Here is a 24,401-nt window from a genome sequence, read left to right on the forward strand (position 1 = left end):
GCCACGCCGTGTGGGCGGGCACGCCGTAGGCTGGGTGCGTGAAGCGCCAGAACCCCCCGACTGTGTTGCGTTCCGAGCTGGCGGAGTGGGTCGAGCCGGCCGCCGCCTTTCAGGCGCTCCACGGTGGCTCCGCGTACGCGTTCTGGCTCGATTGTGGAACGGATGCCGCCTCCGGCATCAGCTACATGGGCGCCCCGGAACCGGGCTCGCGCATCGTGACCGCCTCCGTGCTCTCCGGCACCGTCGAGGTGCGCCGCCTCGGTTCACCCGAGCCGAGCGAGCCGGCCGACACGATCGACGGCACGGTCTTCGACTTCCTGCGGAACGAGCTGCCGCTCTCAGACCGAGGCGCCACCCCCGATACCGAGCCAGCACGGTTCGAACTCGGCTGGGTGGGCTGGCTCGGCTACGAGCTCGGCGCGCAGACCGTTGGAACGCCGACGCATCCGTCATCGAGCCCCGATGCCGCGCTGCTCGAGATCGACCGCGCGCTCGCATTCGACCATGCCACCCGCACCGTCACGTTGCTCCTCCGCGGCGGGGCCGACGGCTCCGGCGCTGGTGCGCTGCAGCGCTGGCACAGCGAGGTTGAGCACGCACTGGCGGCTGCGGCATCCGCACCCCCGGCCGGCTCCCCGGCAGGCTCCCCGCCGAGAGAAGCCGCCGCGCCCGCCGTGCGCTGGCGGCACGGCCCCGACCGCTACGCCGAGCTGATCGCCGAGTGTCAGGCTGCGATCCACCGTGGCGACGCGTACCAGCTCTGCCTGACCAATGAGATCAGCGTCGACGCGCACCCCGAGCCGCTCGAGGCCTACCTCACACTGCGGGCCTCGAGCCCGACGCACCATGGGGGACTGCTGCGCTTCGGCGAGATCTCGTTGCTGAGCGCGAGCCCCGAGCAGTTCCTCGCGGTCACGGCCGCCGGGCACGTGACGACAAAGCCGATCAAGGGCACCAGGAAGCGCGCCAGTGGCCTCGCCCGCGACCTTGAGCTCCGCGCGGAACTCGAGTCGAGTGAGAAGGAGCGCGCCGAGAACCTGATGATCGTCGACCTGATGCGCAATGACATCGGCAAGATCGCCCGGCTCGGCTCCGTCGGCGTGAGCAAACTCCTCACCGTGGAGAGCTACGCGCACGTGCACCAGCTGGTCAGCACGATCGAGGCCGAGCTGGCGGAGGGCCTCAGCGGCATCGACGCCGTCGAGGCCAGCTTCCCGGCCGGGTCGATGACCGGCGCACCCAAGATCAGCGCGATGCGCATCCTTGACGGGCTCGAAGCCGGCCCGCGCGGCATCTACTCCGGCGCCTTCGGCTATGTCGGGCTCGACGGCGCCGTCGACCTGGCCATGGTCATCCGCTCGATCGTGCTGGATGCCGCGGGCGCCCGCATCGGCACCGGCGGCGGCATCACGGCGCTCTCGATCGCCGCAGAGGAGATCGAGGAGACCCAGATCAAGGCGCGTGCCCTGCTCGCCGTGCTCGGCGTGGCTACTCCAGCTGGCTGAACGCCTCCGCCTTGCGGATCTGCCCGGCGACGAGGATCGTGTCGTCCGCACGGAGCACGGTTTCTGGGGTCGCGTATGTCCACGGTTGGCCGACGCTCTTCACCGCCGTGACGGTGACGCCGAAGCGGGCTCGGATGCGGGCCTCACTGAGTGGGATTCCGACGATGCCGGCGTGCGGCGTGGTCTTGACCAGGGCGAAATCGTCGCTGATCTCGATGTAGTCCTGCATGCTGCTGCGCACCAGGTGGGCGACACGTTTGCCCATGTCCTTCTCCGGGTAGATCACGTGTTGAACGCCGAGCTGTTCCAGGATCGTGCCGTGGGCGTCGCTGACGGCCTTCGCCCAGATCTGCTTGATGCCGAAGCGGAGCAGCAGTGACGCGGTGAGGATGCTCGCCTCGATGTCGTTGCCGATCGCGATGACCACTCGATCGAACTCGGGCACCGAGAGCTGCCGTAGTGTCTCCTCGTTGGTGGCATCGCCACGGACCACGTGGGTGAGCTTGCCGTTCAGGCTCTGCACGATGGGCTCGTCGCCGTCGATGCCGAGTACCTCGGTACCGCTGGCCATGAGCTCAAGCGCGAGGGACTGCCCGAAGCGACCGAGGCCGATCACGGCGACGGAGTCCGCGCTGGCGACACCGGCGGGGTTGGTTCCGCCGAAGAGCTTGAACTTAGCCAATGATGGGCCTTTCTTTCGGGAGTTCATAGGAGAGCTGGCGCGACTTGAGGGCGAGCGCCGAGGCGAAGGTGATCGGGCCGAGGCGCCCGATGAACATCAGGACGATCAGGATGACTTGCCCGGCCTCCGGGAGCTCGGCGGTGATGCCGGTGGAGAGCCCGACGGTGGCGAACGCCGACACGACCTCGAAGAGGAGCACGTCGAGGCTGAAATCGGTGAGGATCATCAGGAGTGTGGTTCCGACTGCGACCAGGGCAACGGCGAAGAGCACGACGGTGATTGCCTGTCGGTGCACCGCCCTCGAGAGTCGCTTGCCGAAGACGTTGACCACGGTTTCGCCGCGCACCTCGGCGAGGATCACGAAGAACAGCACGGCGAAGGTGGTGATCTTGATGCCGCCGGCGGTGCCGGCCGGTCCGCCGCCGATGAACATCAGCACGTCCATGCCCAGCCAGGTCGCGCTGTCCATGGCGCCGATGTCGATGCTGTTGAAGCCCGCCGTTCGCGTCTGCACGGACTGGAAGAAGCCGGCGAGAATCCTGCTCGGCCAGTCGAGACCGCCGAGCGTCCGCGGATTGTTCCACTCCATCATCGTGATGAAGACCGTGCCGATGATGAGCAGCAACACGGTGCCCCACAGCACCAGCCGCGTGTTCATGGTCCAGAGCCGCGGATTGTCGATGTGCTTGCGCAGCTGCACGATCACGGGGAAGCCGAGCCCACCCAGAATGATTGCGACGCAGAGGGAGAGCGAGATGATCGGATCTGAAACGTACTGCATCATGTTGTCGCTGAACAGCGCGAACCCGGCGTTGTTGAACGAGGAGATCGCGTGGAACACGCCGAGCCAGAGCGCCTCGCCGAAGGGTTTGCCATAGCCGAGTAAGAACTGTGCGGAGAGCACAAGTGCGACGGCGCCCTCGATCGCCAGCGACATCTTCAACACGCCGAGCACGAGCGCACGCGTGTCGTCGAGACCCAGCCCCTTGGATTCGGTGACCGCAGTGAGCTTGGAACGCAGCGAGAGGCGCCGAGCCACGGCAAGGCTGATCAGCGAGGCGAAGGTCATGACGCCGAAGCCGCCGATTTGGATGAGGGCGAGGATGATGACCTGTCCGAACCCGGTCCAGTACGTCGCGGTGTCGACCGTCGCCAGCCCGGTCACGCACAGCGCCGACGTCGCGGTGAACAGCGCCTCCATGAATGAGGCGCCGCCGGGCCCGGCCTTCGCGATCGGCAACATCAGCAGGCCGGTACCGACAAGCATGACCGCCGCGAACCCGAGGAACACGATCTGCGCCGGATGCAGGCGACGGGCGCGGGGGGCCTTCGCGTCGGGGTTGGAGCGGGAACGGAGCTGCACCCGCCCGAGACTACGGCAGCATGCGAGCCCCCCGCCATCCGCACGCGCGGGCATACTGGGCGAGTGAAGAGATTGGTGAGCTGCGATGCACGACGATGATGACCCGCGAGATCACGTGGTGAACGACCGCACTCACCGGCTGCGGCCGATGCGGGGCAGGAACCCGCTCGAGGGGCATCGCGCGTCGACGCCACTGGAGTTGCTCTTCGACCTGACCTTCGTCGTGGCTTTCGGTGTCGCGGGCAACGAGTTCGCCCACCTCGTCGCAGAGGGCCACGTCGCCAGCGGGCTCGCCGGATTCGGCTTTGCGATGTTCGCCATCGTGTGGGCGTGGATCAACTTCTCGTGGTTCGCCTCGGCCTATGACACCGATGACTGGCTCTACCGCGTGACGACGATGGTGCAGATGGTCGGCGTGATCATCCTCGCGCTCGGCCTGCCGCAGATGTTCGATTCGATCGACCACGGCGGCGAGCTCAACAACACGGTCATGGTGTTCGGCTACATCGTCATGCGCATCGCCATGGTCGCCCAGTGGGCGCGCGCCGCAGTCGCCGACCCCGCCCACCGTGCGGCGGCGATCAGCTACATTGTGACCCTCGTGGTCGCGCAGATCGGCTGGATCGCCGTGCTCCTCGCGCCGCTCGACGCCGGCCAGACCTTCGTCTTCGGCAGCGCCCTCGTCGTGGTCGAGATGAGCGGCCCCGTGATCGCCGAACGGCTGCAGGGTGGAACGCCATGGCACGTGCACCACATCGTCGAGCGTTACGGGCTGCTCGTGATCATCACGCTCGGCGAGGGCGTCATCGGCACCGTCGCATCGATCTCGGCCGTCGTGGATCACCAGGGCTGGAGCACGGATGCCGTCCTCGTCGCTGTGGCGGGGGTCGGGCTCACCTTCGGGCTGTGGTGGATGTACTACATCATGCCCTCGGCGGAGATCCTCAGCATCGCGCGTGGCCGCTCCTTCGTCTGGGGTTATGGCCACCTGATCGTCTTCGCCGCGCTGGCCGCGGTCGGCGCCGGCCTCCACGTCGCCGCGTACTACATCGAGGGGGAGTCCGTGATCGGGCCGGTCGGCACCGTGCTCGCCCTGGCATTGCCCGTTGGCATCTACACGCTCAGCGTCTTCGTGCTGTACCGCTTCCTCGTCCGGGTCACCGACTGGATGCACCTGCTCCTGCTGCTCGGCACACTGGGCATCCTCGCGAGCGCGCTCCTGATGGCATCCGCCGGGGTGCCGATGAGCTGGTGCCTGCTCGTGGTGATGTTCGCGCCGCTCGTCACCGTGCTCGGCTACGAGAGCGTGGGCCATCGGCACCAGGGCGCGGCATTGCGCATCGAGATGCAACGCGCGAAGTGAGTACGCTAGAGCTTTGGGTCGTGTGAGCATCTGGGCACGCCCTCCAGGGCGATGGCGCTCCAACACACCGCATCCGCAATTGAATGAGAGTCACGTGGCACACGAGCAGGATTCCGCGAGCAGCAGGCACGACGACGCCGAGGTCTACGACTTCGGCGCGCTTCAGAAGAAGTGGCTGCCCATTTGGGATGAGCTCAAGCCGTTCAGCACGAGCGACCCCGACGACACGCGCCCGCGCAAGTACGTGCTCGACATGTTCCCGTACCCCTCCGGCGACCTGCACATGGGCCACGCCGAGGTATACGCGCTCGGCGACGTCGTCGCGCGGTACTGGCGCCAGCAGGGCTACAACGTCATGCACCCGATCGGCTGGGACAGCTTCGGCCTGCCGGCAGAGAATGCGGCCATCAAGCGTGGCATCGACCCGCGCGGCTGGACCTACGACAACATCGAGCAGCAGAAGCGCAGCATGCGCCTCTACGCGGCCAGCTTCGACTGGGAACGCGAGCTGCACACCAGCGACCCCGAGTACTACAAGTGGAACCAGTGGCTCTTCCTCGAGCTGTACAAGAAGGGCCTCGCCTACCGCAAGGAGAGCTGGGTCAACTGGGACCCGGTGGACCAGACCGTTCTGGCCAACGAGCAGGTGCTCGCCGACGGTACCTCGGAGCGCAGCGGCGCCGTCGTCGTCAAGAAGCGTCTGACGCAGTGGTACTTCAAGATCACCGACTACGCCGACCGACTCCTGGACGACCTCGACCAGCTCGAGGGCCACTGGCCATCGAAGGTGCTGCAGATGCAGCGCAACTGGATCGGCCGCTCCATCGGTGCAGACGTCGAGTTCGAGATCGAGGGCCGCGAGGCACGCGTCCCCGTGTTCACGACCCGCCCAGACACGCTCTGGGGTGCGACGTTCATGGTCGTCGCCCCGGACGCTGCCCTGGCGACAGAGCTCGTCGAGGGCACCAGTCCAGAGGTGCAGCAGCGCTTCGCCGACTACCTCACCGAGGTCGGCCACAGCACCGAGATCGAGCGTCAGGCGACCGACCGTGCGAAGACCGGTGTCTTCCTCGAGCGTTACGCCATCAACCCGGTCAACGGGGAGCGCCTGCCCATCTGGGCCGCAGACTACGTGCTCGCCGACTACGGCCACGGCGCCGTCATGGCCGTGCCGGCACACGACCAGCGCGACCTCGACTTCGCCCGCGCCTTCGACCTGCCCGTGCGCGTCGTCCTCGACGTGCCGAACACGAGCGACGACGACGCGAGCAACGACCCGAACGACACGGGAATCGCCCTCGCCGGCTCCGGAACCCTCATCAACTCCGGCCCGCTGAACGGTCTGAGCAAGGCCGAGGCCGTTCCGCGCGCCATCGAGATCCTTGAGGCCGACGGTCGCGGCCGTGCAACCAAGAACTACCGGCTGCGTGACTGGCTGATCTCGCGTCAGCGCTACTGGGGCACCCCGATCCCGATCATCCACGGCGAAGACGGCACCGAGCACGCCGTTCCGCTGGAGCAGCTGCCCGTTCTGCTGCCGGATGCCGCCGGCCTCGACCTGAAGCCCAAGGGCACATCGCCGCTCGGCGGCGCAGCCGATTGGGTCAACGTTCCGAACCCCGTCGACGGCACGCCGGCCAAGCGCGATGCAGACACCATGGACACCTTCGTGGACAGCTCCTGGTACTTCCTGCGCTTCCTCAACCCGACCGACGACACGAAGGCATTCGATGTCGACGAGGCCAAGAAGTGGGCGCCGGTCGACCAGTATGTCGGCGGCGTCGAACACGCGATCCTGCACCTGCTCTACGCACGCTTCATCACCAAGGTGCTGCACGACCTCGGCTACCTCGACTTCGAGGAGCCGTTCAAGGCGTTGCTGAACCAGGGCATGGTCATCCTCGACGGCGCCAAGATGAGCAAGAGCAAGGGCAACATCGTCTTCTTCACCGAAGAGGTCGACAAGCACGGCGTCGACGCCGTCCGCCTGACGATGGCGTTCGCCGGCCCGCCGGAGGACGACATCGACTGGGCCGAGGTCTCGCCCGTCGGCTCCGCCAAGTTCCTGGCCCGCGCCTGGCGCATCGCCAACGACGTCACGAGCGCTCCAGGCGTCGACCCGGCCGGCGGCGACCAGGCCCTGCGCCGCGTCACGCACCGCTTCCTCGCCGACGCCCCGGGCCTGACGGAGGCGTTCAAGTTCAACGTCGTCGTCGCGCGCCTGATGGAGCTCGTCAACGCCACCCGCAAGGCGATCGACTCCGGCGCCGGTGCGGCCGATCCCGCCGTGCGCGAGGCCGCAGAGACGACGGCGCTGGCGCTCAACCTCTTCGCGCCGTACCTGGCGGAGGAGATGTGGGAGAAGCTGGGCTTCGAGCCCTCCGTCGCCCTCGCGCAGTGGCGCACGGCCGATGAGGCACTGCTCGTCGAGGACTCGGTCACGGCCGTCGTCCAGGTCAACGGCAAGGTGCGCGACCGCCTTGAGGTGTCGCCGCAGATCACCGAGGCCGAGCTGGAAGCACTCGCCATGGCATCCGATGCCATCACGAAGGCGATCGGCGACAGCGAGATCATCAAGGTGATCGTGCGCGCGCCGAAGATCGTGAACATCGCCATCCGCGGTTAGCGCCCACTTCTCAGCACCGTCGATGGCGCCTCTCCTGCACAAGCAGGGGAGGCGCCATCGTTGTGCACAGCCGCGACGCCGAGAGCACCGGCGGGCCGGCCGGTTCCTAGGCTGCCAGCATGGAGCCCCCACCAGCGCCGTCGATCGAGCAGGAGCAGACCGCGGCACTGTCTGCGCTGGCTCCATCGGCCAGGGCACCGACCCCGCGCATTCGGCTGGGCGTCGGCGCGGCCATCGTGTTGTTCATCATCGCCTTGCTCGCCGCCGTGGCGATCACGGCCTTCGGCGGATCCGGCGTCGACGAGACGGTTCCGCCCTCGGGGCCCGAGCACTCCACGGGGCCTCCCGCGACGCCGGACGCCGCGGACGACGGCGTGCGCATCTACGTGCACGTGCTCGGTGCGGTCGGCAACGGCGGCCTCTACGAGCTCGCCGATGGGTCCCGCGTCATCGATGTGATCGCCGCGGCTGGCGGATTCAGCGATGATGCCGATCCGGCCGGGGTGAACCTCGCCCGCCCTCTCACCGACGGCGAGCAGCTGCGCGTTCCGCGGATCGGTGAGGCTCCGGCGGCGCCGCCTCCGCAGGCCGGTGCCGCGGGGACCGGGGCGGTCGGCGCGCCGCCCGCCCCGGTCAGCCTGAACTCCGCGACGCTCGCCGAGCTGGAGACGCTCCCGCGGATCGGTCCGGCGCTGGCCCAGCGGATCCTCGACTGGCGTGAGGCGAACGGCGGCTTCGCCACAATCGAGGATCTCCGCAATGTGACGGGCATCGGCCAGAAGACCTTCGACGGTCTGAAGGATCACGTGACGCCGTGACGACCAGCACCGCGACGCCTCGCACGGTGATCGTGGATGCCGTGGCGGCGCGGGCCCTGCTCCCGGCGGCGACGGCGTGGGCGGCGGCGCTGCTCGCGACGAACGTGGCCGCGTGGCCGGTCGCCCTCCTCGGCTGGGCCGGGGCGGCCGCTGCACTCGGGGCGGCACTGATTCTGCGCCGCGGCGCGCTGGTTCCCCGTGCCCAGACGGTGCTGCCGATGCTCGCGCTCTGCCTCAGCGTGCTCGCCCTGGTCGGCACGGCGGTCGCCGTGCAGGCGCCGTACCGCCAGCCGAGCGTTCTGCTGGATGCGGCGGAGGACGGGCGCCTCGTCACGCTCCGGGGCATCGTGATGTCCACGCCGGAGCGGCAGCCGTCACCCTTCTCCTTCTCCTTATCCGTCGCCGGCGACGGCACGGGCAGCGAGGTGCAGCGCGTGCGCTTCGCCCTGCGAGCCGAGAGCACGCAGCTCGGCCGCGAACCACCCGCTCCGCTCCGCGGTGTGCCCGTGCAGCTCTTCGCCGAGCTGGCTACCGACGCCGTGCCGCCCGAGATCGGCAGCGGCGTGCGCGTGACCGCCCGCCTGCAAGCGAACGGACCGGGAGATCCGAGCGCCTTCCTCGCCTTCGGCAGCGATCCGCTCGTCGTCGAGTCACCGCCGCCCTGGTACCTGGCATGGGCCGTTGCGCTCCGCACCGACTTCCGGGCGGCGGCCGAACTGCTGCCGGGCGACGGCGGCGCGCTGCTGCCCGGTCTGGCCATCGGCGACACGAGCGCGGTGAGCGTCGAGCTGGACGCCGCGATGAAAGCCAGCTCGCTCAGCCACCTGACAGCGGTGTCGGGCGCCAACTGCGCGGTTGTCGTCGCCGCCGTCATGCTGCTCGGGGCGACGCTCCGCCTGTCTCGGCGCCTCCGGGTCGGGCTCTCCCTCGCCGCGCTGCTCGGCTTCGTCGTGCTCGTGACTCCCGAGCCGAGCGTGCTGCGGGCAGGGCTGATGGCGGTGATCGTCTTGCTCGGCCTCGCGTCCGGTCGCCCGGGCGGGGGAGTGCCGGCGCTCGGCGCCGCCGTGATCGTGCTGCTCAGCCTCGACCCCTGGCTGGCCTCCAGCTACGGATTCGCACTCTCGGTGCTGGCGACGGTCGGCCTGCTGCTGCTCACCGCACCGCTGGCCGCGGTGCTCGGGCGTTGGATGCCGCGCGGCCTCGCCATCGCCCTGGCGATCCCGCTCGCGGCCCAACTGGCCTGCCAGCCCGTGCTCGTGCTGCTCAGCCCGACCGTTTCCTTGCTCGGGGTCCCGGCGAATCTGCTCGCCGGCCCCGCCGCCCCGATCGCGACGCTGCTCGGCCTCCTCGCCTGCCTGCTGCTACCGATCCTGCCCTCGCTCGGTTTCGCCGTCGCGCAGCTCGCATGGTTGCCCGCCGCGTTCATCGCGGCCGTCGCCCGCATGGTGGCCGGGATGCCGGGCGCGCGGGCGCCGTGGCTCGACGGGCTGCTCGGGGCGCTGCTGTTGGCCGTGGCGACGGCGCTCGCGCTCTGGCTGGTGCTGCGTCGGCCCGCCCGCGGCCGTGGCGGTTCGGCATCCGCCCTGGTCGCGACGGCGGCGTTGCTCGCGCTGGCCGGAGCGTACGGCGGGATGCTGCTCGGAACGGGCGTCGTGCGCGCTCTCACCCGCCCAGCCGACTGGCAGATCGCCCTCTGTGACGTCGGGCAGGGTGACGCCGTGCTCGTGCGCGATGCCGGGCAGGTCGCGCTGATCGACACCGGGCCGGAGCCCGAGCCTCTGCGTGACTGCCTGAGCGAACTCGGCGTCGGCCGGATCGACCTGCTCGTCCTCACCCACTACGACCGCGACCACATCGGCGGACTGAGCGCTGTCGTGGGCGCCGTTGACGCGGCCATTGTCGGCCGAACGTCCGGCAGCGGTGACGATACCGTGCTCGCGCTGCTGCTGCGCGGAGGCGCAAGCGTGCACGTGGCCGCCCGCGGTGATCGCGGCACGCTGGGGGGACTGCGCTGGCGTGTGCTCTGGCCGGCCGAGGCGGAGGGCGAGCTGAGCACGGGCAACCCGGGCAGCGTGGTGCTGGAGACGGAGGGCGGCGGCATCCGGGCGCTCTTTCTCGGTGACCTCGGCGAGGAGTCGGAGCGCGCGCTGCTGGCGCTCGAGCGGCCGGGCCCCGTCGACGTTGTCAAGGTCGCCCACCACGGTTCCTCGGATCAGCACGGCGAGCTCTACGAACGGCTCGCGGCACGGGTGGGGCTGATCGGGGTCGGGGCAGACAATGGCTACGGGCATCCGACCGCGACGCTGCTCGCCATGCTGCGGCAGAGCAACACGCGCGGCTACCGCAGCGATCGGAACGGCCTCGTGCTGGTCTCGCCCGCCGGCACGGGGGACGGGGCACTCCGGGTGTGGACGGAGCGCGACGACGGCTAATCTGGAACAGACGAAAAGGGGCAAGCATGGCAGTTCGGAAGCCCGCGGCGGGCAAGACGGCATCAGGCAAGAGCGCGGTGACGATCCCGCAGCTCGCCTGGAACCAGGTGCGTCCGGCACCGGTCGTGCTCGTCTCCGGAACCGAGAGCTTCCTCGCCGATCGCGCCATCCGTCGGCTCCGCGACTTCCTGAAGGGCGAAGACCCGAGCATCGAGGTCGTCGACGTCGACGCCGACAGCTACGCGGCGGGCGAGCTGCTCACCGTCGCCAGCCCGTCGCTGTTCATGGAGCCGCGCTTCATCCGCGTGAACTCCGTCGAGAAGTGCACGGACTCCTTCATCACCGAGACGCTGGCGTACCTCGAAGACCCGGCGGAGAACACCTACCTCGTGCTGCGCCACAACGGTGGCGTGCGCGGCAAGAAGCTGCTGGACGCGCTCCGCGGCGGCCTCGGCGGCGGCGTCGAGATCGTCTGCGCCGAGCTCAAGAAGGACGCGGAGAAGTACGACTTCGCGGTCGCCGAGTTCAAGACGGCCGGCCGGCGCATCACCCCGGGCGCCCTACGAGCCCTGGTCGCGGCGTTCTCCGATGACCTCGCCGAGCTGGCATCCGCCTGCCAACAGCTCATGGACGACTCCTCCAGCGAGATCACCGAGACCACCGTCGAGCGCTACTACGGCGGTCGAGTCGAGAGCAACGCATTCAAGGTCGCGGATGCCGCCCTCGCCGGTCGCCGCGGTGAGGCGCTCATCACCCTGCGCCACGCCCTCGCCTCAGGGGCCGACCCGGTTCCGATCGTCGCCGCCTTCGCGATGAAGATGCGCACGATGGCGAAGGTCTCCGGGTCCCACGGTGGCTCCGGCCAACTCGCCTCACAGCTCGGCATGGCCCCGTGGCAGCTCGATCGCGCCCGTCGGGATCTCGCCGGCTGGAGCGAGGACGGCCTCGCCCGAGCCATCGAGGCACTCGCCGAGGCGGACGCCGGTGTGAAGGGCGCCTCCCGCGACCCGATCTTCGCCGTCGAGCGCCTTATCGGCGTCATCGCCTCCCGCGGCCGCGCCTAGCCCGCCGCCCGCTCGTTCCCTGGGGTCCCGTCGCGGTACATACGGCGGTTTCGCGGCTATCGTTTCTGGCGCGCACGTGCCGTTTGTGCCGCGCGGCGAGAGGATGTCGGGGCTCCGGTGTACGCGGATCCGCTCAGGGCTTCGCGTGCGTCGCTGCTCCTTCGTCGCTGCGCCGCACGCTCGAGCCAGCGTGCATTCCCACGTTGCCTCGCGACGGCGTGAGAGCGGTCGCCGCACCCACGCCGGCTGGAGGGAGCGCCAGCGACCGAAGCCCTGGTGCGTTCCTGATCGTGTTGCCCCGGCATCCGCACCCCGCTGGGGAGGTGATCGGTGCGACGGGAGGCCCGAAGCGCGAATAGTGGCCTCCCGCGGGCACTATCGCCTCCGCCCGCGCCGCGAGGACCCAGCGCGCCGCCGACCGCACACATGGCCGCAGACGAAGAAAGGGCCCCGTCCGAAGACGGGGCCCTTTCCGAAAAACTGTGCTGGTTAGAGCGCAGCGACCTGCTTGGCGATCGAGGACTTGCGGTTAGCAGCCTGGTTCTTGTGCAGAACGCCCTTGCTCACGGCCTTGTCGAGCTTCTTGCCTGCGGTGCGCAGAGCCGACTCGGCAACAGCCTTGTCGCCGCCGGCGATCGCGGTGCGGGTCGCGCGGATAGCGGTCTTGACCTCGCTCTTGACGGCCTTGTTGCGCTCCTGCGCCTTCTTGTTGGTGCCAATGCGCTTGATCTGCGACTTGATGTTTGCCACGTTCAGTACGTCCTTGCTTAGATGTGTATTCGGAGTGTGCCGCTTGACGGTAGAGGGGCGTCTCGCGGCAATCGTGTGAAGTGGTGGGATACACACGGAAGCCAACAGGCAACTTTACCAGTTATTCGCCCGAGTCGACAATCGAGCGGCTTTCGGCCTCAAGCTCGGCCAGCGCATCGAGCACAATCACGGTGAACCGCTCGGGTTTCACGAGGCTGACGAGGTGCGTCGCACCGGGAATCAGGATGTGCCGGGTGCGCGGATTCGCCCGCACGAAGCGAGCCTCGTCCAGACGGAAGTGGTCGAGCTTGCCGTTCACGATCCAGACCGGGCCTGGATAACGCGCCAGGCCGGCGAGCGGGTCGAGTGACCCGGCCGCGGAGAGCGCGGCATCCATCACCTCGAGCGCGATGCCGCCCGCGCTGAGGTCGACGCTCCCTTCTGGCCCGACGGCGAGTCTGGCCATCGCGTTGTTCAAGGCGAGTCCGCGATCGGGCAGACGCCTGATCGCCGCGGCCAGCCCGCGGTAGCCGGCCAGGCCCACCCCGCGCGGCCTGGTCGAGCAGCTCGCGGCGATGAGACCGGCGACGCCGTTCGGATGCCGCGCCGCATACTCAATCGAGAAGTAGCCGCCGAGCGAGAGGCCGACGAGCAGCACCCGCCCGCCGAGCTCCCGCACCCCGTCATCGATGGCGGTGATCGCCGCGTCGACGCTGAACGGCTCCCCGATGCGCGCGCCGTGACCGGGCAGGTCGATGGCCAATGCGCGGTGCCCCGTCGTGTGCAGCGAGGCCAACTGCCCCCGCCACATGCTGGATGAGGTGCGGATGCCGTGCACGAAGAGCGTCGGCAGTGCGGTGGTGTCGGGTGCCTGACTCATGCGCACAGCTTAGAGAGCGCGGCTCCGTATCGCGCCGGAGGTCTGCGCCGCGGCCACGGCCGCCGTGCGGGAGGACACACCGAGCTTCGTGAAGATGTGCACGAGGTGCGATTTGACGGTCGCCTCGCTGAGGAAGAGCGCCCGCCCGATGTCGCGGTTGCTGCGCCCCTCCGCCACGAGCGCGAGCACCTCTGACTCGCGCAGGGTGAGCGGCGAGCCCGCGGCATCCGCCCGATTCTGCAGCAGCATCTCGATGGCGGGGGAGATGGCGCTCTCGCCGGCTGCGGCGGCGCGCACGGCGGCGATGAGCTCGGTGGGCGGCGCATCCTTGAGCAGGTAGCCGGCGGCCCCGGCCTCGACGGCACCGAGGATGTCGGCGTCGGTGTCGTAGTTGGTCAACACCAGCACGCGGGGCGCCCCGTCGGCGGCGCGGATGACGCGCGTCGCCTCCGCGCCCTGCATCGCGCCCCGGCCGGCCGAACCGAACTGCAGATCCATCAACACGATGTCGAAGCGCTGCTCCCTGCAGAGCTCGACGGCAGCCTCGGCGGTCTCGGCCTCCGCGAGCACCTCGATGTCGCTCTCCGAGGAGAACAGGGCTTTGAGGCCGGCGCGCACGACGGGGTGGTCATCGGCCAGCAGCATGCGGATCACGGGGAAACCTCCAGGGGTAGGGACACGGCGAGGGCGGTTCCCGCCCCGGGGGTGGTCTCGACGCTGAGCCGGCCGCCGAGTCGTTCGACGCGTTCCCGGATCGTGGCCAGCCCGAACGATTCACCGCGGTGCTCGGCTCGGCTGGCGGCCCCGGCCTCGAACCCGACCCCGTTGTCGACGATGTCGAGCGTGACCTCGTCATCCATGAATGTCAGCGTCACGGCGGCGCGTTGGGCCCGGGAATGCTGCAGCACATTGGCGAGCGAGCCCTGCGCGATGCGCAGCAGGGTCGTCTCGTGCGCCATCGGCAGCTCCGTCGGCTCGCCGCTGAGCTGGAAGCTGACCACGGTCGGGGCGTCGGGCCTGGTGGATGCCGATTGCGCCGTGATCGAGGCTGCGAGGCGGCCGAGGGCGGCAGGCAACGACTGTTCGTCGAGCGCCGGGGCCCGGAGCTCGCGGATGAAGCGCCGGGTCTCGGCGAGCCCGTCGGCCGCGGTCTGTCTGGCCTGCCGCACATGTTCGAGCGCCGTCTCGTCGCTGATGTTGCGTTCGGCGGCGTGCAGGAGCAGCTGGATGCTGGAGAGCCCCTGCGCCACGGTGTCGTGGATCTCGCCGGCCAGCCGCTGACGTTCGGCGAGGGTTCCAGCCTCCCGCGCGGTGACGGCGAGCTCTTCGCGGGCGGCAAGGAGGTCGTCGATCAGCAGATTGCGCTCTGCCGACTCCCGAAACATCGCCCGATACGCCAGGCCGAGCACGACGGCGACCGCCGCACCGGTGATCGGCCCGATGAAGATCCCGGCGCTCCAGCCGAGGTGCATGCCCAGGGCGAGGATCGACAGCAGCAGCATCGCGCCGACGACGGGAACACTCCACCGCGGCGGGAACACGTGCAGGGCCAGGAAGAACAGCGGGAACACGATGTACGCGCCGTCGGGGGTGAGCAGCGTCAGCGCCAGCCAGACGATGACGAGCGCGAGGAACCAGAGCGCCCTGGCCCACATCGGCGTGGAACGGCGGGCGAATCGCACACCGAGCGCGCAGACGGCGAGGAGCGCGACGCAGAGCGCGCCGATGAGCCACTGCATCGGCCAGGCGCCGAGCATGGCGCGCACGGCGACGACCGCGGTGAGGCCGACCATGAGCACGTGCAGCCCCAGCTGCATGGTGAGGAAGACCGGGGTCAGCGCAGAGTGAGCGCGACTCGGGGCAGCCGCACTCGCACCATGGGCGCTCATCGGCGCTGCACTCAGCGGATCGGTACTCATCGGCGCCAGCCTAGTTCGGGCCGGAGCGGGCGGCATCCGTCGAAAGTCGGAAGGCATCGGCGGGAGACGCACGCAGGGTAAAAGGGAGGTGGGTCCACCGAAGTGCGCCCGGCATGGGAGAATGGCCACACGATGTCACCACGAGCTTTGAAGGCCCTCGAGCCCGCCGCCACCGACCCCGCGTTCATCCGCAATTTCTGCATCATTGCGCACATTGATCACGGCAAGTCGACCCTCGCCGACCGCATGCTGCAGATGACGGGGGTGGTCAGCGACCGCGACATGCGCGCGCAGTACCTCGACCGCATGGACATCGAGCGTGAGCGCGGCATCACGATCAAGAGCCAGGCGGTCCGGATGCCGTGGGCGCTCGGCTCGCAGAGCTACGCGCTGAACATGATCGACACGCCCGGCCACGTCGACTTCAGCTACGAGGTCTCGCGTTCTCTCGCCGCGTGCGAGGGCGCCGTGCTGCTCGTCGACGCCGCGCAGGGCATCGAGGCCCAGACGCTCGCGAACCTCTACCTCGCACTCGAGAACGATCTGACGATCATTCCCGTGCTCAACAAGATCGACCTCCCGGCCGCCGACCCGGACAAGTACGCCAAGGAGCTCGCCAGCCTCATCGGCGGCGACCCCGACGACGTGCTGCGGGTTTCCGGCAAGACCGGTCTCGGCGTCGAAGACCTGCTCGACCGCGTCACCGAGCGGATCCCGGCACCGCAGGGTGACCCGAACGCGCCCGCCCGCGCCATGATCTTCGACTCCGTCTACGATAGCTACCGCGGCGTCGTCACCTACGTGCGCATGATCGACGGGCAGCTCTCGCCGCGCGAGCGCATTCAGATGATGTCGACCCGCGCCACCCACGAGATCCTCGAGATCGGCGTGAGCTCGCCAGAGCCGACCCCCAGCAAGGGGCTCGGCGTCGGCGAGGTCGGCTACCTGATCACCGGCGTGAAGGACGTGCGCCAGTCCAAGGTCGGCGACACCGTCACCACGCACGCGAAGCCGGCAACCGAGGCGCTGCCCGGCTACACCGAGCCGCTGCCCATGGTCTTCTCCGGTCTGTACCCGATCGACGGCTCCGACTACCCGATCCTGCGCGAGGCCCTCGACAAGCTCAAGCTCTCGGATGCCGCGCTCGTCTACGAGCCGGAGACCTCCGTCGCCCTCGGCTTCGGCTTCCGCTGTGGCTTCCTCGGCCTGCTGCACCTCGAGATCATCACCGAGCGCCTCGAACGCGAGTTCGGCCTCGACCTCATTGCGACGGCTCCGTCCGTGATCTACGAGGTCACCACCGAGGACAAGAAGACCGTCACGGTCACGAACCCGAGCGAGTTCCCGGTCGGTAAGATCTCGGCCGTGAGCGAGCCCGTCGTCAAGGCGGCCATCCTCGCTCCGAAGGACTACGTCGGCGTCATCATGGAGCTCTGCCAGGGGCGCCGCGGCATCCTGCTCGGCATGGATTACCTCGGTGAGGACCGGGTCGAGATCCGCTACACGATGCCGCTCGGCGAGATCGTGTTCGACTTCTTCGACAACCTCAAGTCGAAGACCGCCGGCTACGCCTCGCTCGACTACGAGCCCGCCGGTTCGCAGACCGCCGACCTGGTCAAGGTCGACATTCTGCTCCAGGGCGAGCAGGTCGACGCGTTCAGCGCCATCGTGCACCGCGACAAGGCGTACGCCTACGGCGTGCTGATGACCACGCGTCTGCGTGAGCTGATTCCGCGTCAGCAGTTCGAGGTGCCGATCCAGGCTGCCATCGGCGCCCGGATCATCGCTCGTGAATCCATCCGAGCCATCCGCAAGGACGTTCTGGCCAAGTGCTACGGCGGTGACATCAGCCGCAAGCGCAAGCTCCTTGAGAAGCAGAAGGAGGGCAAGAAGCGCATGAAGATGGTCGGTCGCGTCGAGGTCCCGCAGGAGGCGTTCGTCGCCGCGCTGACGGGCGACGTGGAGAAGAAGGACAAGAAGTAGGCCGTGCGGCGTACAGCGCTCGCTGACCAGCCCCTGACATACGGGCCGGTCGGTGGCACGCTGGCGCCGACGCTGCTTGACTCCCCGCCGGGCGGATATCGCGCCACGGAGAGCAGCGTGCGGATCGGATCCGGTTCAGCGCGCTTCGCCGCGGCATCCGCGGAGCTGATGAGCTGGCAGGTGCTCCGCCGCAGCGGCATCACGGTGACGGATGCCGCAGGCGCCAGCGCACGCGAGGTCACGCTCGGCGACACGGTCGTGCAGTCGCTACCGCTCGCTGGTCTGCGCTTCGCGGCGCCGATCCGCGTCGTGCGGCTGCTCCGGGAACCCCGCCGCACCGGCTACGCCGCGGGAACGCTGCCCGGTCACCCCCTGCGCGGCGAGGAACTGTTCCTGATCGAGCATCGTGCCGACGACTCGGTCTGGCTCGTGATCCGCGCGTTGTACCGCCCGGCAACCCCGCTCTACCGCGTGGGCACCCCCGCCATAGCCTTCGCGCGTCGTCGCTACTCGGCCCGTTTCCTCCGCGCCCTGCTCTAGCGTTTGCGATGGTCCCCGCGGGCTCGAGGGAGCAGCCGAGGAACGAGGCCGCCCCCGAAGCCCTGAGCGTCTGGCCGGATCGGGTCGCAGTGGATGTCGCGCCTGCAGTGTCGACGGATCCGCTCGGGGCTTCGCGGGCGTCGCTGCTCCTTCGTCGCGGCGCCGCTCGCTCGAGCCAACGTGGATTCTCACGCTGGCTTGAGGGAGCAGCCGAGGAACGAGGCCGCCCCGAAGCCCTGAGCGTCTGGCCGGATCGGGTCGCAGTGGATGTCGCGGCTGCAGTGTCGACGGGGCCGCTCGGGGCTTCGCGGGCGTCGCTGCTCCTTCGTCGCTGCTCCTTCGGCGCGGCGCCGCGCGCTCGAGCCAACGTGCGGAGCGCGCGTCGTGCCTGTGCACGCTGGCTTGAGGGAGCAGCCGAGGAATGAGGCCGCCCCCGAAGCCCCGAGCGGTCCCCGTGATCGGGTCGCCAGGGGCTGTTGCGCGGATGCCGAGCGTCGGGGCAGCGCTCTGCCAGAAACGTCGCCTACTCTGTATGAGGGGTTTTCGAGAAAGTAGTGTTTGCGCGTGCGTCGTTCCACATTCACCGATCAACCGGTCAGCTATGGCGCGATCGGCGGCACGATGGCGCCCGATCTCATGAGTTTCCCGCCGGCCGGCTACCGTCCGGCCACCCACAGCACCCAGCTCGGCAGTGGCGCGGAGCGCTTCGCATCGGCGTCCGCGGCCCTGATGACCTGGGGCGTGCAACGCGGCAGCGGCATCGAGGTGACCGACACCAACCAGGGCACGGGCGAGCAGTACCACGGCCTGCTCTTCGGCGCTGACGGCGCCCCGCTGCCCGAGCAGCCGCAGCACCACGGCGACGAGCGCTTCGGCCCGGACGGCACGCCGTACATCACGCCCGGCATGACCGCCGTGCTGCACATCACCGCGTGGAAGAAGACCGTGACGGCGCCGGTTCGCGTCGTCTTCGTCGTCGATGAGCCAGGCTGCGTCGGGTTTGGGTACGGCACCATGGAAGGCCACCCGGAGTCTGGCGAGGTCGTGTTCCTCGTCGAGCACCGGGAGGACGACTCGGTCTGGCTCGTCATCCGCAGCTTCTCGAAGCCGAGCACGCGCGGGTGGCGATTGCTCGCGCCGTTGTTGCGGGCGCAGCAGCGCGCGTACACGAAGCGCTACCTGCGGGCACTGCACCCCGCCGCCGCGGCATAGCCCGGATGGCCAGCGCACTTCCCCTCGGCGACCCGGCCCCCGCAGACGGCCTGCTGCCGGCGAGCGCAGCAGACGGCGCGGCCGAGCGCGACTTCAGCGTCTACCTGCACGTTCCCTTCTGCAGGGTGCGCTGCGGCTACTGCGACTTCAACACCTACACCGCCACCGAACTCCGCGGCGTCAAGCAGAGCGACTACGCCAGCCAGGCCGTGCTCGAGGTCGCGCACAGCGCCCGCATCCTCGAGAGCTCCGGTGTTCCGGCCCGGCCGGCCGCGACCGTCTTCTTCGGCGGCGGCACCCCGACGCTGCTCCCGGCCGAGAACCTCGCCAGGATGCTCGACGCGGTGCGGGAGCATCACGGGCTGGCCCCGGATGCCGAGGTCACCAGCGAGGCGAATCCCGACTCCGTGGATCGCGACTACCTGCAGACGCTCAAGGATGCGGGCTTCACCCGCGTCTCGTTCGGCATGCAATCGGCCGTCCCACACGTGCTCGCAACCCTCGAGCGCACCCACGATCCCGCCCGCGTGCCGCTGGTCGTCGCCTGGGCGCGCGAGGTCGGACTCGACGTCAGCGTCGACCTGATCTACGGCACGCCGGGGGAGTCGCTGGAGGATTGGCGCGCCAGCCTCGAGCACGCCATCGCCCAGCAGCCCGACCACATCAGCGCGTACTCGCTCATCGTCGAGGACGGCACGAAGCTGGCCAGGCAGATCAAGCGCGGCGAGGTGGCCCAGCCCGACGAGGATCTGCAGGCCGACATGTACGAGCTCGCCGACGAGCTGCTCGGCGCTGCCGGATACGAGTGGTACGAGGTGAGCAACTGGGCGCGCGGGGCCGAGCACCGCTCGCAGCACAATCTGGCCTACTGGCGCAGCAACGACTGGTGGGGCATCGGACCCGGCGCGCACAGCCACGTCGGCGGCGTGCGCTGGTGGAACGTGAAGCACCCGTCCGCCTACGCCGATCGCGTGCTCGTTGGTGACTCGCCGGCCGCGGGGCGCGAGAGTCTGGATGCCGCAACGCGCGAGTTCGAGCGCGTGCTGCTGCTCGCCCGCATCCGTGAGGGAATCCCGGTCGACACGCTGAGCTCCGCCGGGCGCCTCGCCGTGGCCGGTCTGATCGCCGATGAGTTGATTAACGCACGAGCCGCCCTTGCCGGATCAGTGGAACTGACCCTGCGCGGGCGGCTGTTGGCGGATGCCGTCGTGCGTCGTCTTCTGGAAGAGGACTAGCTCACGCTCGGTTAGCTGACAAACTTGATCGCGAGCGGGTACTGGTAGGCCAGCCCCTGGTTGGCCTTGACGGCGGCGATGATGCTGAACACGATGATCAGCACGCTGACCGCGGCGAGGATGATGAAGCCGATGAAGACGATCGTCAGGATCCAGCCGACGACATAGGCGATCGCCATCGTGATCTGGAAGTTGAGCGCGGTCGCCGTGTGCAGACGGATGAACGGGCCCTTGTCCTTGAGCACAAGGTAACCGACAAGCGCCGGCACGAAGCTGAAGAAGATCCCACCGACGTGGATCAGCGTCGCCCAGAGCTTCTCGTCGGCCGGGCTCAGCTGCGTCTGGCCCTGGTAGGGAGTGGCGGGGGGAGGAGGTGCGGCTGACATGTGGTGCTCCTTGATTCGTGCGAAAGTGCTCGCGAAAGTGATGCCAGTGTAGTGGGCGGGTGTACTCCGCGTCCGCTATTTGATCATGCGGATGGCGAAGGGGTAGCGGTAGCCGCGCCCGTCCTTCACCTGCATGAAGGCGATGATCGAGAAGATGACGCCGACGACCCAGATGAGCCAGCCGAGGTTGAAGCCGAAGATTCCGAAGGTGATCACGGTCAGCACGACGCTGAGAATCGCGGCGGCAACCTCGGCGATGAGCAGGGTCAACTGGAAGTTCAGCGCCTCCTTGGCCTCGGTGTTCGTGAAGCGACCGCGGTCCTTGAAGACCAGCCAGATGATCAGCGACGGCAGGAAGCTGAAGATGCCGCCGAGGTGCGCGAAGGACGCCCACTGGATGTCGGCTTCCTGGCTGAGCGGCGCACCGGGCGCGGCGGTGTTCGCGTAGGGGTTCTCCGGTGGCGTCGGCGGTGCGGGCGGCGCCGGCGGGGGCGGCGGCTGCTGCGTCGGATCGTACGGGGGAGTCGGAGCTGATGGGTCGCTCATGATTGAGCCTTTCGGTGGGACTTCTGCAGCGCGCATTGCGCTCGTTCCCAAGCTAGTCGCGATATGATTAGCACTCAACGGCAGTGAGTGCTAAGTGGTCGTACGGTCGGCCCAACGCGGTGAGGAGGTTGTGCGCATGGTTTCGGAACGAAGCCTCGAGGTTCTCCGTGTGATCGTGCAGGACTACGTCTCCTCGCGCGAGCCCGTCGGCTCGAAGTCGATCGTGGAGCGCCACTCCTTCGGCGTCTCCGCCGCAACGATCCGCAACGACATGGCGCTGCTCGAAGAGGAGGAGCTGATTGCGGCTCCGCACACCTCCTCGGGTCGCATCCCAACCGACAAGGGCTACCGGCTCTTCGTCGACCAGCTCAGTGATCTGCGCCCGCTGAGCGCCGCCCAGCGCCACGCCATCGAAACCTTCCTCGGCCAGTCGGCCGACCTCGACGACGTGCTCTCGCGCACCGTGCGGCTGCTCTCGCAGCTCACCCAGCAGGTCGCCCTCGTGCAGTACCCCTCGCTCACCCGTGCCACCGTCAAGCACGTCGAACTCGTGCGTCTCAGCACCCACCGTCTGCTCTCGGTGCTCATCACCGACACCGGGCGCGTCGAACAGCGGGTCGTCGACACGACCTCAGAGGTGACAGAGGAGTCCGTCGCCGACCTCCGCACGGTCATCAACGCCACTCTCGTCGGTTTGGGCATGACGGATGCCGCCGCAGCGGCCGGCGGCCTCGCCGATGCCGCCCCGCAGCAACTGGCCGGCGTGGCATCCGTCGTCGCCGAGACGCTCGTCGAGCAGGTGCTCGCCAATCGCGCAGACAAGCTGGTGATGGCCGGCGCCGCGAACCTCGTGCGCACGGAAGAAGACTTCACGGGCAGCATCTTCCCCGTGCTGGAAGCCATCGAGGAACAGGTCGTCTTGCTGCGCCTGTTCGGCGAGATGGCCACAGACCAACACGGCGTCTCAGCGAGCATCGGGCGTGAGAACGCCTCGTTCGGGCTCGGCGAGACCTCGGTTCTCAGCAGTAGCTACCTCTCGGCCGGTTCCGAGCTCGCCCGGGTGGGCGTTCTCGGCCCGCTCAGGATGGACTACTCCAACAACATGGCCGCCGTCCGTGCGGTCGCTCGGTACTTGTCCAGACTCTTGGGCGAAAACTAGTAGGACGAATCGCCTCGAGTTCGCCGTGCTCTGCGCGCGCAGAATGCTCGAGGCCGGAAAGGAACGGCCGGAGTGGCTGACCATTACGAAGTACTCGGCGTCTCGCGTGAGGCGACCACCGACGAGATCAAGAAGGCGTACCGCCGTCTCGCTCGTGAACTGCACCCCGATGTGAACCCGAGCTCTGAGGCGTCTGAACGCTTCAAGGAGGTCACACACGCCTACGACGTGTTGAGCGACGCGAAACAGCGCCAGAACTACGACATGGGCGGGCAGGGCGGCTTCGGCGGCGGCGGGGGAGACTTCGGCGGCTTCGGCGACATCTTCGAGACCTTCTTCGGCGGGGGTGGCGGCGGCGGCCGTCGCGGACCGCGATCCCGGCGCGAGCGCGGCCAGGATGCGCTGTTGCGCGTCGAGGTCGACCTCGACGAGATCATCTTCGGCACCCACCGCGACATCGAGGTCGACACCGCGATCCTCTGCGAGACCTGCCAGGGATCCTGCTGCGCACCGGGCACCAGCCCGGTCACCTGCGACATCTGCCATGGCACCGGCAGCATCCAGCGGGCCGTCCGCTCGCTGCTCGGCAACGTCATGACGTCGAGCCCCTGCGGCAGCTGCCGCGGCTACGGCACGATCATCGCCACCCCGTGCCTCACCTGCCAGGGTCAGGGCCGCGTACGCGCCCGCCGCACCGTTCCGGTCGACATCCCAGCCGGCGTCGACACGGGCGTCCGCCTGCAGATGCCGGGCAGCGGAGAGGCCGGCCCGGCCGGTGGCCCGAACGGCGATCTGTACCTCGAGATGAAGGTGCGCCACCACGACGTCTTCAGCCGCGACGGCGACGACCTGCTCGCCACCCTGGAGGTGGCCATGACCGATGCCATCCTCGGCACGACCACGACGCTGCACGCGCTCGACGGCGACGTCGAACTCGACCTCAAGCCGGGAACGCAGAGCGCAGAGGTCATCACAATCAAGGACCGCGGTGTCACCAAGCTCCGTGGCAACGGCCGCGGCGACCTCCGCATCGGCATCCAGGTCGTCACGCCCAGCAAGCTCAACGGCAAGGAGCGCGAGCTGATCGAACAGTTCGCAGGGATGCACAAGCACCCGAAGCCGGCGCTCAGCCAGTTCCAGCAGGGACTGTTCGCCAAGCTGCGCGACAAGTTCCGGGGCTGACACCGTGAGCTCGCTCTACCTGCGTGAAGACCTCGAGGCCGCGGCCGTCGAGGCCTCCGGCGTCGCCAGCGTCACCGGGACGGAGGCCAAGCACGCCGTCACGGTCAACCGCACCCGGATCGGTGAGCGGGTCTCGATCGGCAACGGCCGCGGTCTCATCGTGACGGGCCCCGTCATCACGGCGGACGCCGGCGAGCTCGCGATCACGGCAGAACTGATCGAGAACGTGCAGGCCGCGAGCCCCCGGATCGTGCTCGTGCAGGCCCTGGCCAAGGGCGGGCGCGACGAGATGGCCGTGCAGGCGTCGACAGAGCTCGGCGTCGACGCGGTGATCCCGTGGAGCGCCACCCGCTCCATCTCCCGCTGGGAGGGTGCCAAGGTCGCCAAGGGGCAGGAGCGCTGGGCCAGCATCGTGCGCGAGGCGAGCAAGCAGTCGATCCGCGCCTGGCTGCCCGACGTGACGGCGCTCTTCTCCGGCAAGGACCTTGAGACGCTCGCCGCCGAGAGCCACATGCTGGTGCTGGAGCCGACGGCCGACACCACGCTGACCGAGTGGGAGCCGAGCGACCCCGCGCTCGACATCGTGCTCGTTGTCGGACCGGAGGGCGGCATCGCCCCGCACGAACTCGAGCGCCTGCAGGCCGCCGGCGCGACCCTCGTGCGCCTCGGACCGACGGTGCTGCGCACCTCAACGGCGGGCGCCGCGGCGCTCTCGGTGCTGAATGCCCGCCTCGGCCGGTGGTAGTGCGCCTTAAG

21 protein-coding genes are annotated in these 24,401 nt (G+C 68.9%); 13 read left to right on the plus strand and 8 right to left on the minus strand.

Annotated elements, in window-relative coordinates:
- The first annotated feature begins 38 nt into the window (after positions 1-38).
- Positions 39-1,505 (plus strand): anthranilate synthase component I family protein, encoded by a 1,467-nt coding sequence (locus tag ASC66_RS10860; RefSeq protein WP_055839083.1) that lies wholly within the window; start codon positions 39-41, stop codon positions 1,503-1,505.
- On the opposite strand, the gene ASC66_RS10865 is transcribed toward ASC66_RS10860, so the two are convergent.
- Together ASC66_RS10865 and ASC66_RS10870 are read right to left on the minus strand one after the other, a co-directional pair.
- Complete coding sequence (locus ASC66_RS10865) at positions 1,489-2,187, minus strand: potassium channel family protein (RefSeq protein ID WP_055839086.1); 699 nt, start codon at positions 2,185-2,187, stop codon at positions 1,489-1,491. The two genes, ASC66_RS10860 and ASC66_RS10865, sit on opposite strands and share 17 nt — an antisense overlap.
- Positions 2,180-3,454 (minus strand): TrkH family potassium uptake protein, encoded by a 1,275-nt coding sequence (locus ASC66_RS10870; RefSeq protein WP_235496904.1) that lies wholly within the window; start codon positions 3,452-3,454, stop codon positions 2,180-2,182. Before ASC66_RS10870 ends, ASC66_RS10865 begins: the two co-directional genes overlap by 8 nt.
- A gap of 181 nt (positions 3,455-3,635) precedes the next feature.
- Between ASC66_RS10870 and ASC66_RS10875 the strand changes: the two genes are divergently transcribed.
- The 5 genes from ASC66_RS10875 (at position 3,636) to holA (ending at position 11,853) form a co-directional block, all read left to right on the plus strand.
- Complete coding sequence (locus ASC66_RS10875; protein ID WP_235496858.1) at positions 3,636-4,913, plus strand: low temperature requirement protein A; 1,278 nt, start codon at positions 3,636-3,638, stop codon at positions 4,911-4,913.
- Positions 4,914-5,007: 94 nt separating this feature from the next.
- Positions 5,008-7,539, plus strand: a complete 2,532-nt coding sequence (gene leuS / locus ASC66_RS10880; RefSeq protein ID WP_082492264.1) for a leucine--tRNA ligase — start codon at positions 5,008-5,010, stop codon at positions 7,537-7,539.
- A gap of 119 nt (positions 7,540-7,658) precedes the next feature.
- Positions 7,659-8,357, plus strand: coding sequence for a ComEA family DNA-binding protein (locus ASC66_RS10885; RefSeq protein ID WP_082492265.1), 699 nt, complete (start codon positions 7,659-7,661; stop codon positions 8,355-8,357).
- Entirely contained in the window at positions 8,354-10,789 is a 2,436-nt protein-coding gene (locus tag ASC66_RS10890; protein ID WP_055839096.1) for a ComEC/Rec2 family competence protein, read from the plus strand. The genes ASC66_RS10885 and ASC66_RS10890 overlap by 4 nt, the downstream gene beginning before the upstream one ends.
- Before the next feature lie 26 nt (positions 10,790-10,815).
- The gene (holA, locus tag ASC66_RS10895) at positions 10,816-11,853 is read left to right on the plus strand and encodes a DNA polymerase III subunit delta (protein WP_055839099.1); all 1,038 of its coding nucleotides are present in this window, start codon (positions 10,816-10,818) and stop codon (positions 11,851-11,853) included.
- Positions 11,854-12,342: 489 nt separating this feature from the next.
- Here the strand turns inward: holA and rpsT are convergent, their stop codons facing one another.
- The 4 genes from rpsT to ASC66_RS10915 all read right to left on the minus strand — a co-directional run bounded on the left by rpsT (position 12,343) and on the right by ASC66_RS10915 (position 15,402).
- Positions 12,343-12,603, minus strand: a complete 261-nt coding sequence (gene rpsT / locus ASC66_RS10900; protein ID WP_055839103.1) for a 30S ribosomal protein S20 — start codon at positions 12,601-12,603, stop codon at positions 12,343-12,345.
- A gap of 121 nt (positions 12,604-12,724) precedes the next feature.
- Positions 12,725-13,483, minus strand: a complete 759-nt coding sequence (locus ASC66_RS10905; RefSeq protein ID WP_055839105.1) for an alpha/beta fold hydrolase — start codon at positions 13,481-13,483, stop codon at positions 12,725-12,727.
- Between the two features lie 9 nt (positions 13,484-13,492).
- Complete coding sequence (locus tag ASC66_RS10910; RefSeq protein WP_200944804.1) at positions 13,493-14,137, minus strand: response regulator; 645 nt, start codon at positions 14,135-14,137, stop codon at positions 13,493-13,495.
- Positions 14,134-15,402, minus strand: coding sequence for a sensor histidine kinase (locus ASC66_RS10915; protein WP_235496860.1), 1,269 nt, complete (start codon positions 15,400-15,402; stop codon positions 14,134-14,136). Before ASC66_RS10915 ends, ASC66_RS10910 begins: the two co-directional genes overlap by 4 nt.
- Positions 15,403-15,534: 132 nt before the next feature.
- On the opposite strand from ASC66_RS10915, the gene lepA reads away from it, so the two are divergent.
- The 4 genes from lepA (at position 15,535) to hemW (ending at position 20,372) form a co-directional block, all read left to right on the plus strand.
- On the plus strand, positions 15,535-17,385 hold the full coding sequence (lepA, locus tag ASC66_RS10920) for a translation elongation factor 4 (RefSeq protein ID WP_055839111.1): 1,851 nt from the start codon (positions 15,535-15,537) through the stop codon (positions 17,383-17,385).
- 3 nt (positions 17,386-17,388) lie between these two features.
- Positions 17,389-17,925, plus strand: coding sequence for a DUF1990 domain-containing protein (locus ASC66_RS10925; RefSeq protein WP_055839114.1), 537 nt, complete (start codon positions 17,389-17,391; stop codon positions 17,923-17,925).
- A 564-nt stretch (positions 17,926-18,489) separates the two neighbouring features.
- Positions 18,490-19,137 (plus strand): DUF1990 domain-containing protein, encoded by a 648-nt coding sequence (locus ASC66_RS10930; RefSeq protein ID WP_055839117.1) that lies wholly within the window; start codon positions 18,490-18,492, stop codon positions 19,135-19,137.
- Positions 19,138-19,142: 5 nt separating this feature from the next.
- Positions 19,143-20,372, plus strand: coding sequence for a radical SAM family heme chaperone HemW (hemW, locus tag ASC66_RS10935; protein ID WP_055839120.1), 1,230 nt, complete (start codon positions 19,143-19,145; stop codon positions 20,370-20,372).
- Between the two features lie 11 nt (positions 20,373-20,383).
- On the opposite strand, the gene ASC66_RS10940 is transcribed toward hemW, so the two are convergent.
- Positions 20,384-20,758: a DUF4870 domain-containing protein gene (locus ASC66_RS10940; protein WP_055839122.1), complete on the minus strand. Its 375-nt coding sequence runs from the start codon at positions 20,756-20,758 to the stop codon at positions 20,384-20,386.
- A gap of 75 nt (positions 20,759-20,833) precedes the next feature.
- Positions 20,834-21,304 (minus strand): DUF4870 domain-containing protein, encoded by a 471-nt coding sequence (locus tag ASC66_RS10945; protein ID WP_055839126.1) that lies wholly within the window; start codon positions 21,302-21,304, stop codon positions 20,834-20,836.
- 136 nt (positions 21,305-21,440) lie between these two features.
- On the opposite strand from ASC66_RS10945, the gene hrcA reads away from it, so the two are divergent.
- From hrcA to ASC66_RS10960, 3 genes are all read left to right on the plus strand, one after another.
- Complete coding sequence (gene hrcA, locus ASC66_RS10950; RefSeq protein WP_055839129.1) at positions 21,441-22,463, plus strand: heat-inducible transcriptional repressor HrcA; 1,023 nt, start codon at positions 21,441-21,443, stop codon at positions 22,461-22,463.
- A 72-nt stretch (positions 22,464-22,535) separates the two neighbouring features.
- On the plus strand, positions 22,536-23,645 hold the full coding sequence (gene dnaJ, locus ASC66_RS10955; protein WP_055839132.1) for a molecular chaperone DnaJ: 1,110 nt from the start codon (positions 22,536-22,538) through the stop codon (positions 23,643-23,645).
- A 4-nt stretch (positions 23,646-23,649) separates the two neighbouring features.
- Positions 23,650-24,390, plus strand: a complete 741-nt coding sequence (locus ASC66_RS10960; protein ID WP_055839135.1) for a 16S rRNA (uracil(1498)-N(3))-methyltransferase — start codon at positions 23,650-23,652, stop codon at positions 24,388-24,390.
- Positions 24,391-24,401: the final 11 nt, after the last annotated feature.

Origin of the sequence: Leifsonia sp. Root4 (genome assembly GCF_001425085.1) — a bacterium.
Classification (GTDB): Bacteria; Actinomycetota; Actinomycetes; order Actinomycetales; family Microbacteriaceae; genus Microterricola.

Coding starts and splice junctions, on each gene's coding strand:
- ASC66_RS10870 (WP_235496904.1), bottom strand. CDS start 3,454: ATGCTTGTCGGTACCGGCCTGCTGATGTTGCCGATCGCGAAGGCCGGG.
- ASC66_RS10945 (WP_055839126.1), bottom strand. CDS start 21,304: ATGAGCGACCCATCAGCTCCGACTCCCCCGTACGATCCGACGCAGCAG.
- ASC66_RS10915 (WP_235496860.1), bottom strand. CDS start 15,402: ATGAGTACCGATCCGCTGAGTGCAGCGCCGATGAGCGCCCATGGTGCG.
- ASC66_RS10905 (WP_055839105.1), bottom strand. CDS start 13,483: ATGAGTCAGGCACCCGACACCACCGCACTGCCGACGCTCTTCGTGCAC.
- ASC66_RS10875 (WP_235496858.1), top strand. CDS start 3,636: ATGCACGACGATGATGACCCGCGAGATCACGTGGTGAACGACCGCACT.
- ASC66_RS10940 (WP_055839122.1), bottom strand. CDS start 20,758: ATGTCAGCCGCACCTCCTCCCCCCGCCACTCCCTACCAGGGCCAGACG.
- hrcA (WP_055839129.1), top strand. CDS start 21,441: ATGGTTTCGGAACGAAGCCTCGAGGTTCTCCGTGTGATCGTGCAGGAC.
- hemW (WP_055839120.1), top strand. CDS start 19,143: ATGGCCAGCGCACTTCCCCTCGGCGACCCGGCCCCCGCAGACGGCCTG.
- holA (WP_055839099.1), top strand. CDS start 10,816: ATGGCAGTTCGGAAGCCCGCGGCGGGCAAGACGGCATCAGGCAAGAGC.
- ASC66_RS10885 (WP_082492265.1), top strand. CDS start 7,659: ATGGAGCCCCCACCAGCGCCGTCGATCGAGCAGGAGCAGACCGCGGCA.
- lepA (WP_055839111.1), top strand. CDS start 15,535: ATGTCACCACGAGCTTTGAAGGCCCTCGAGCCCGCCGCCACCGACCCC.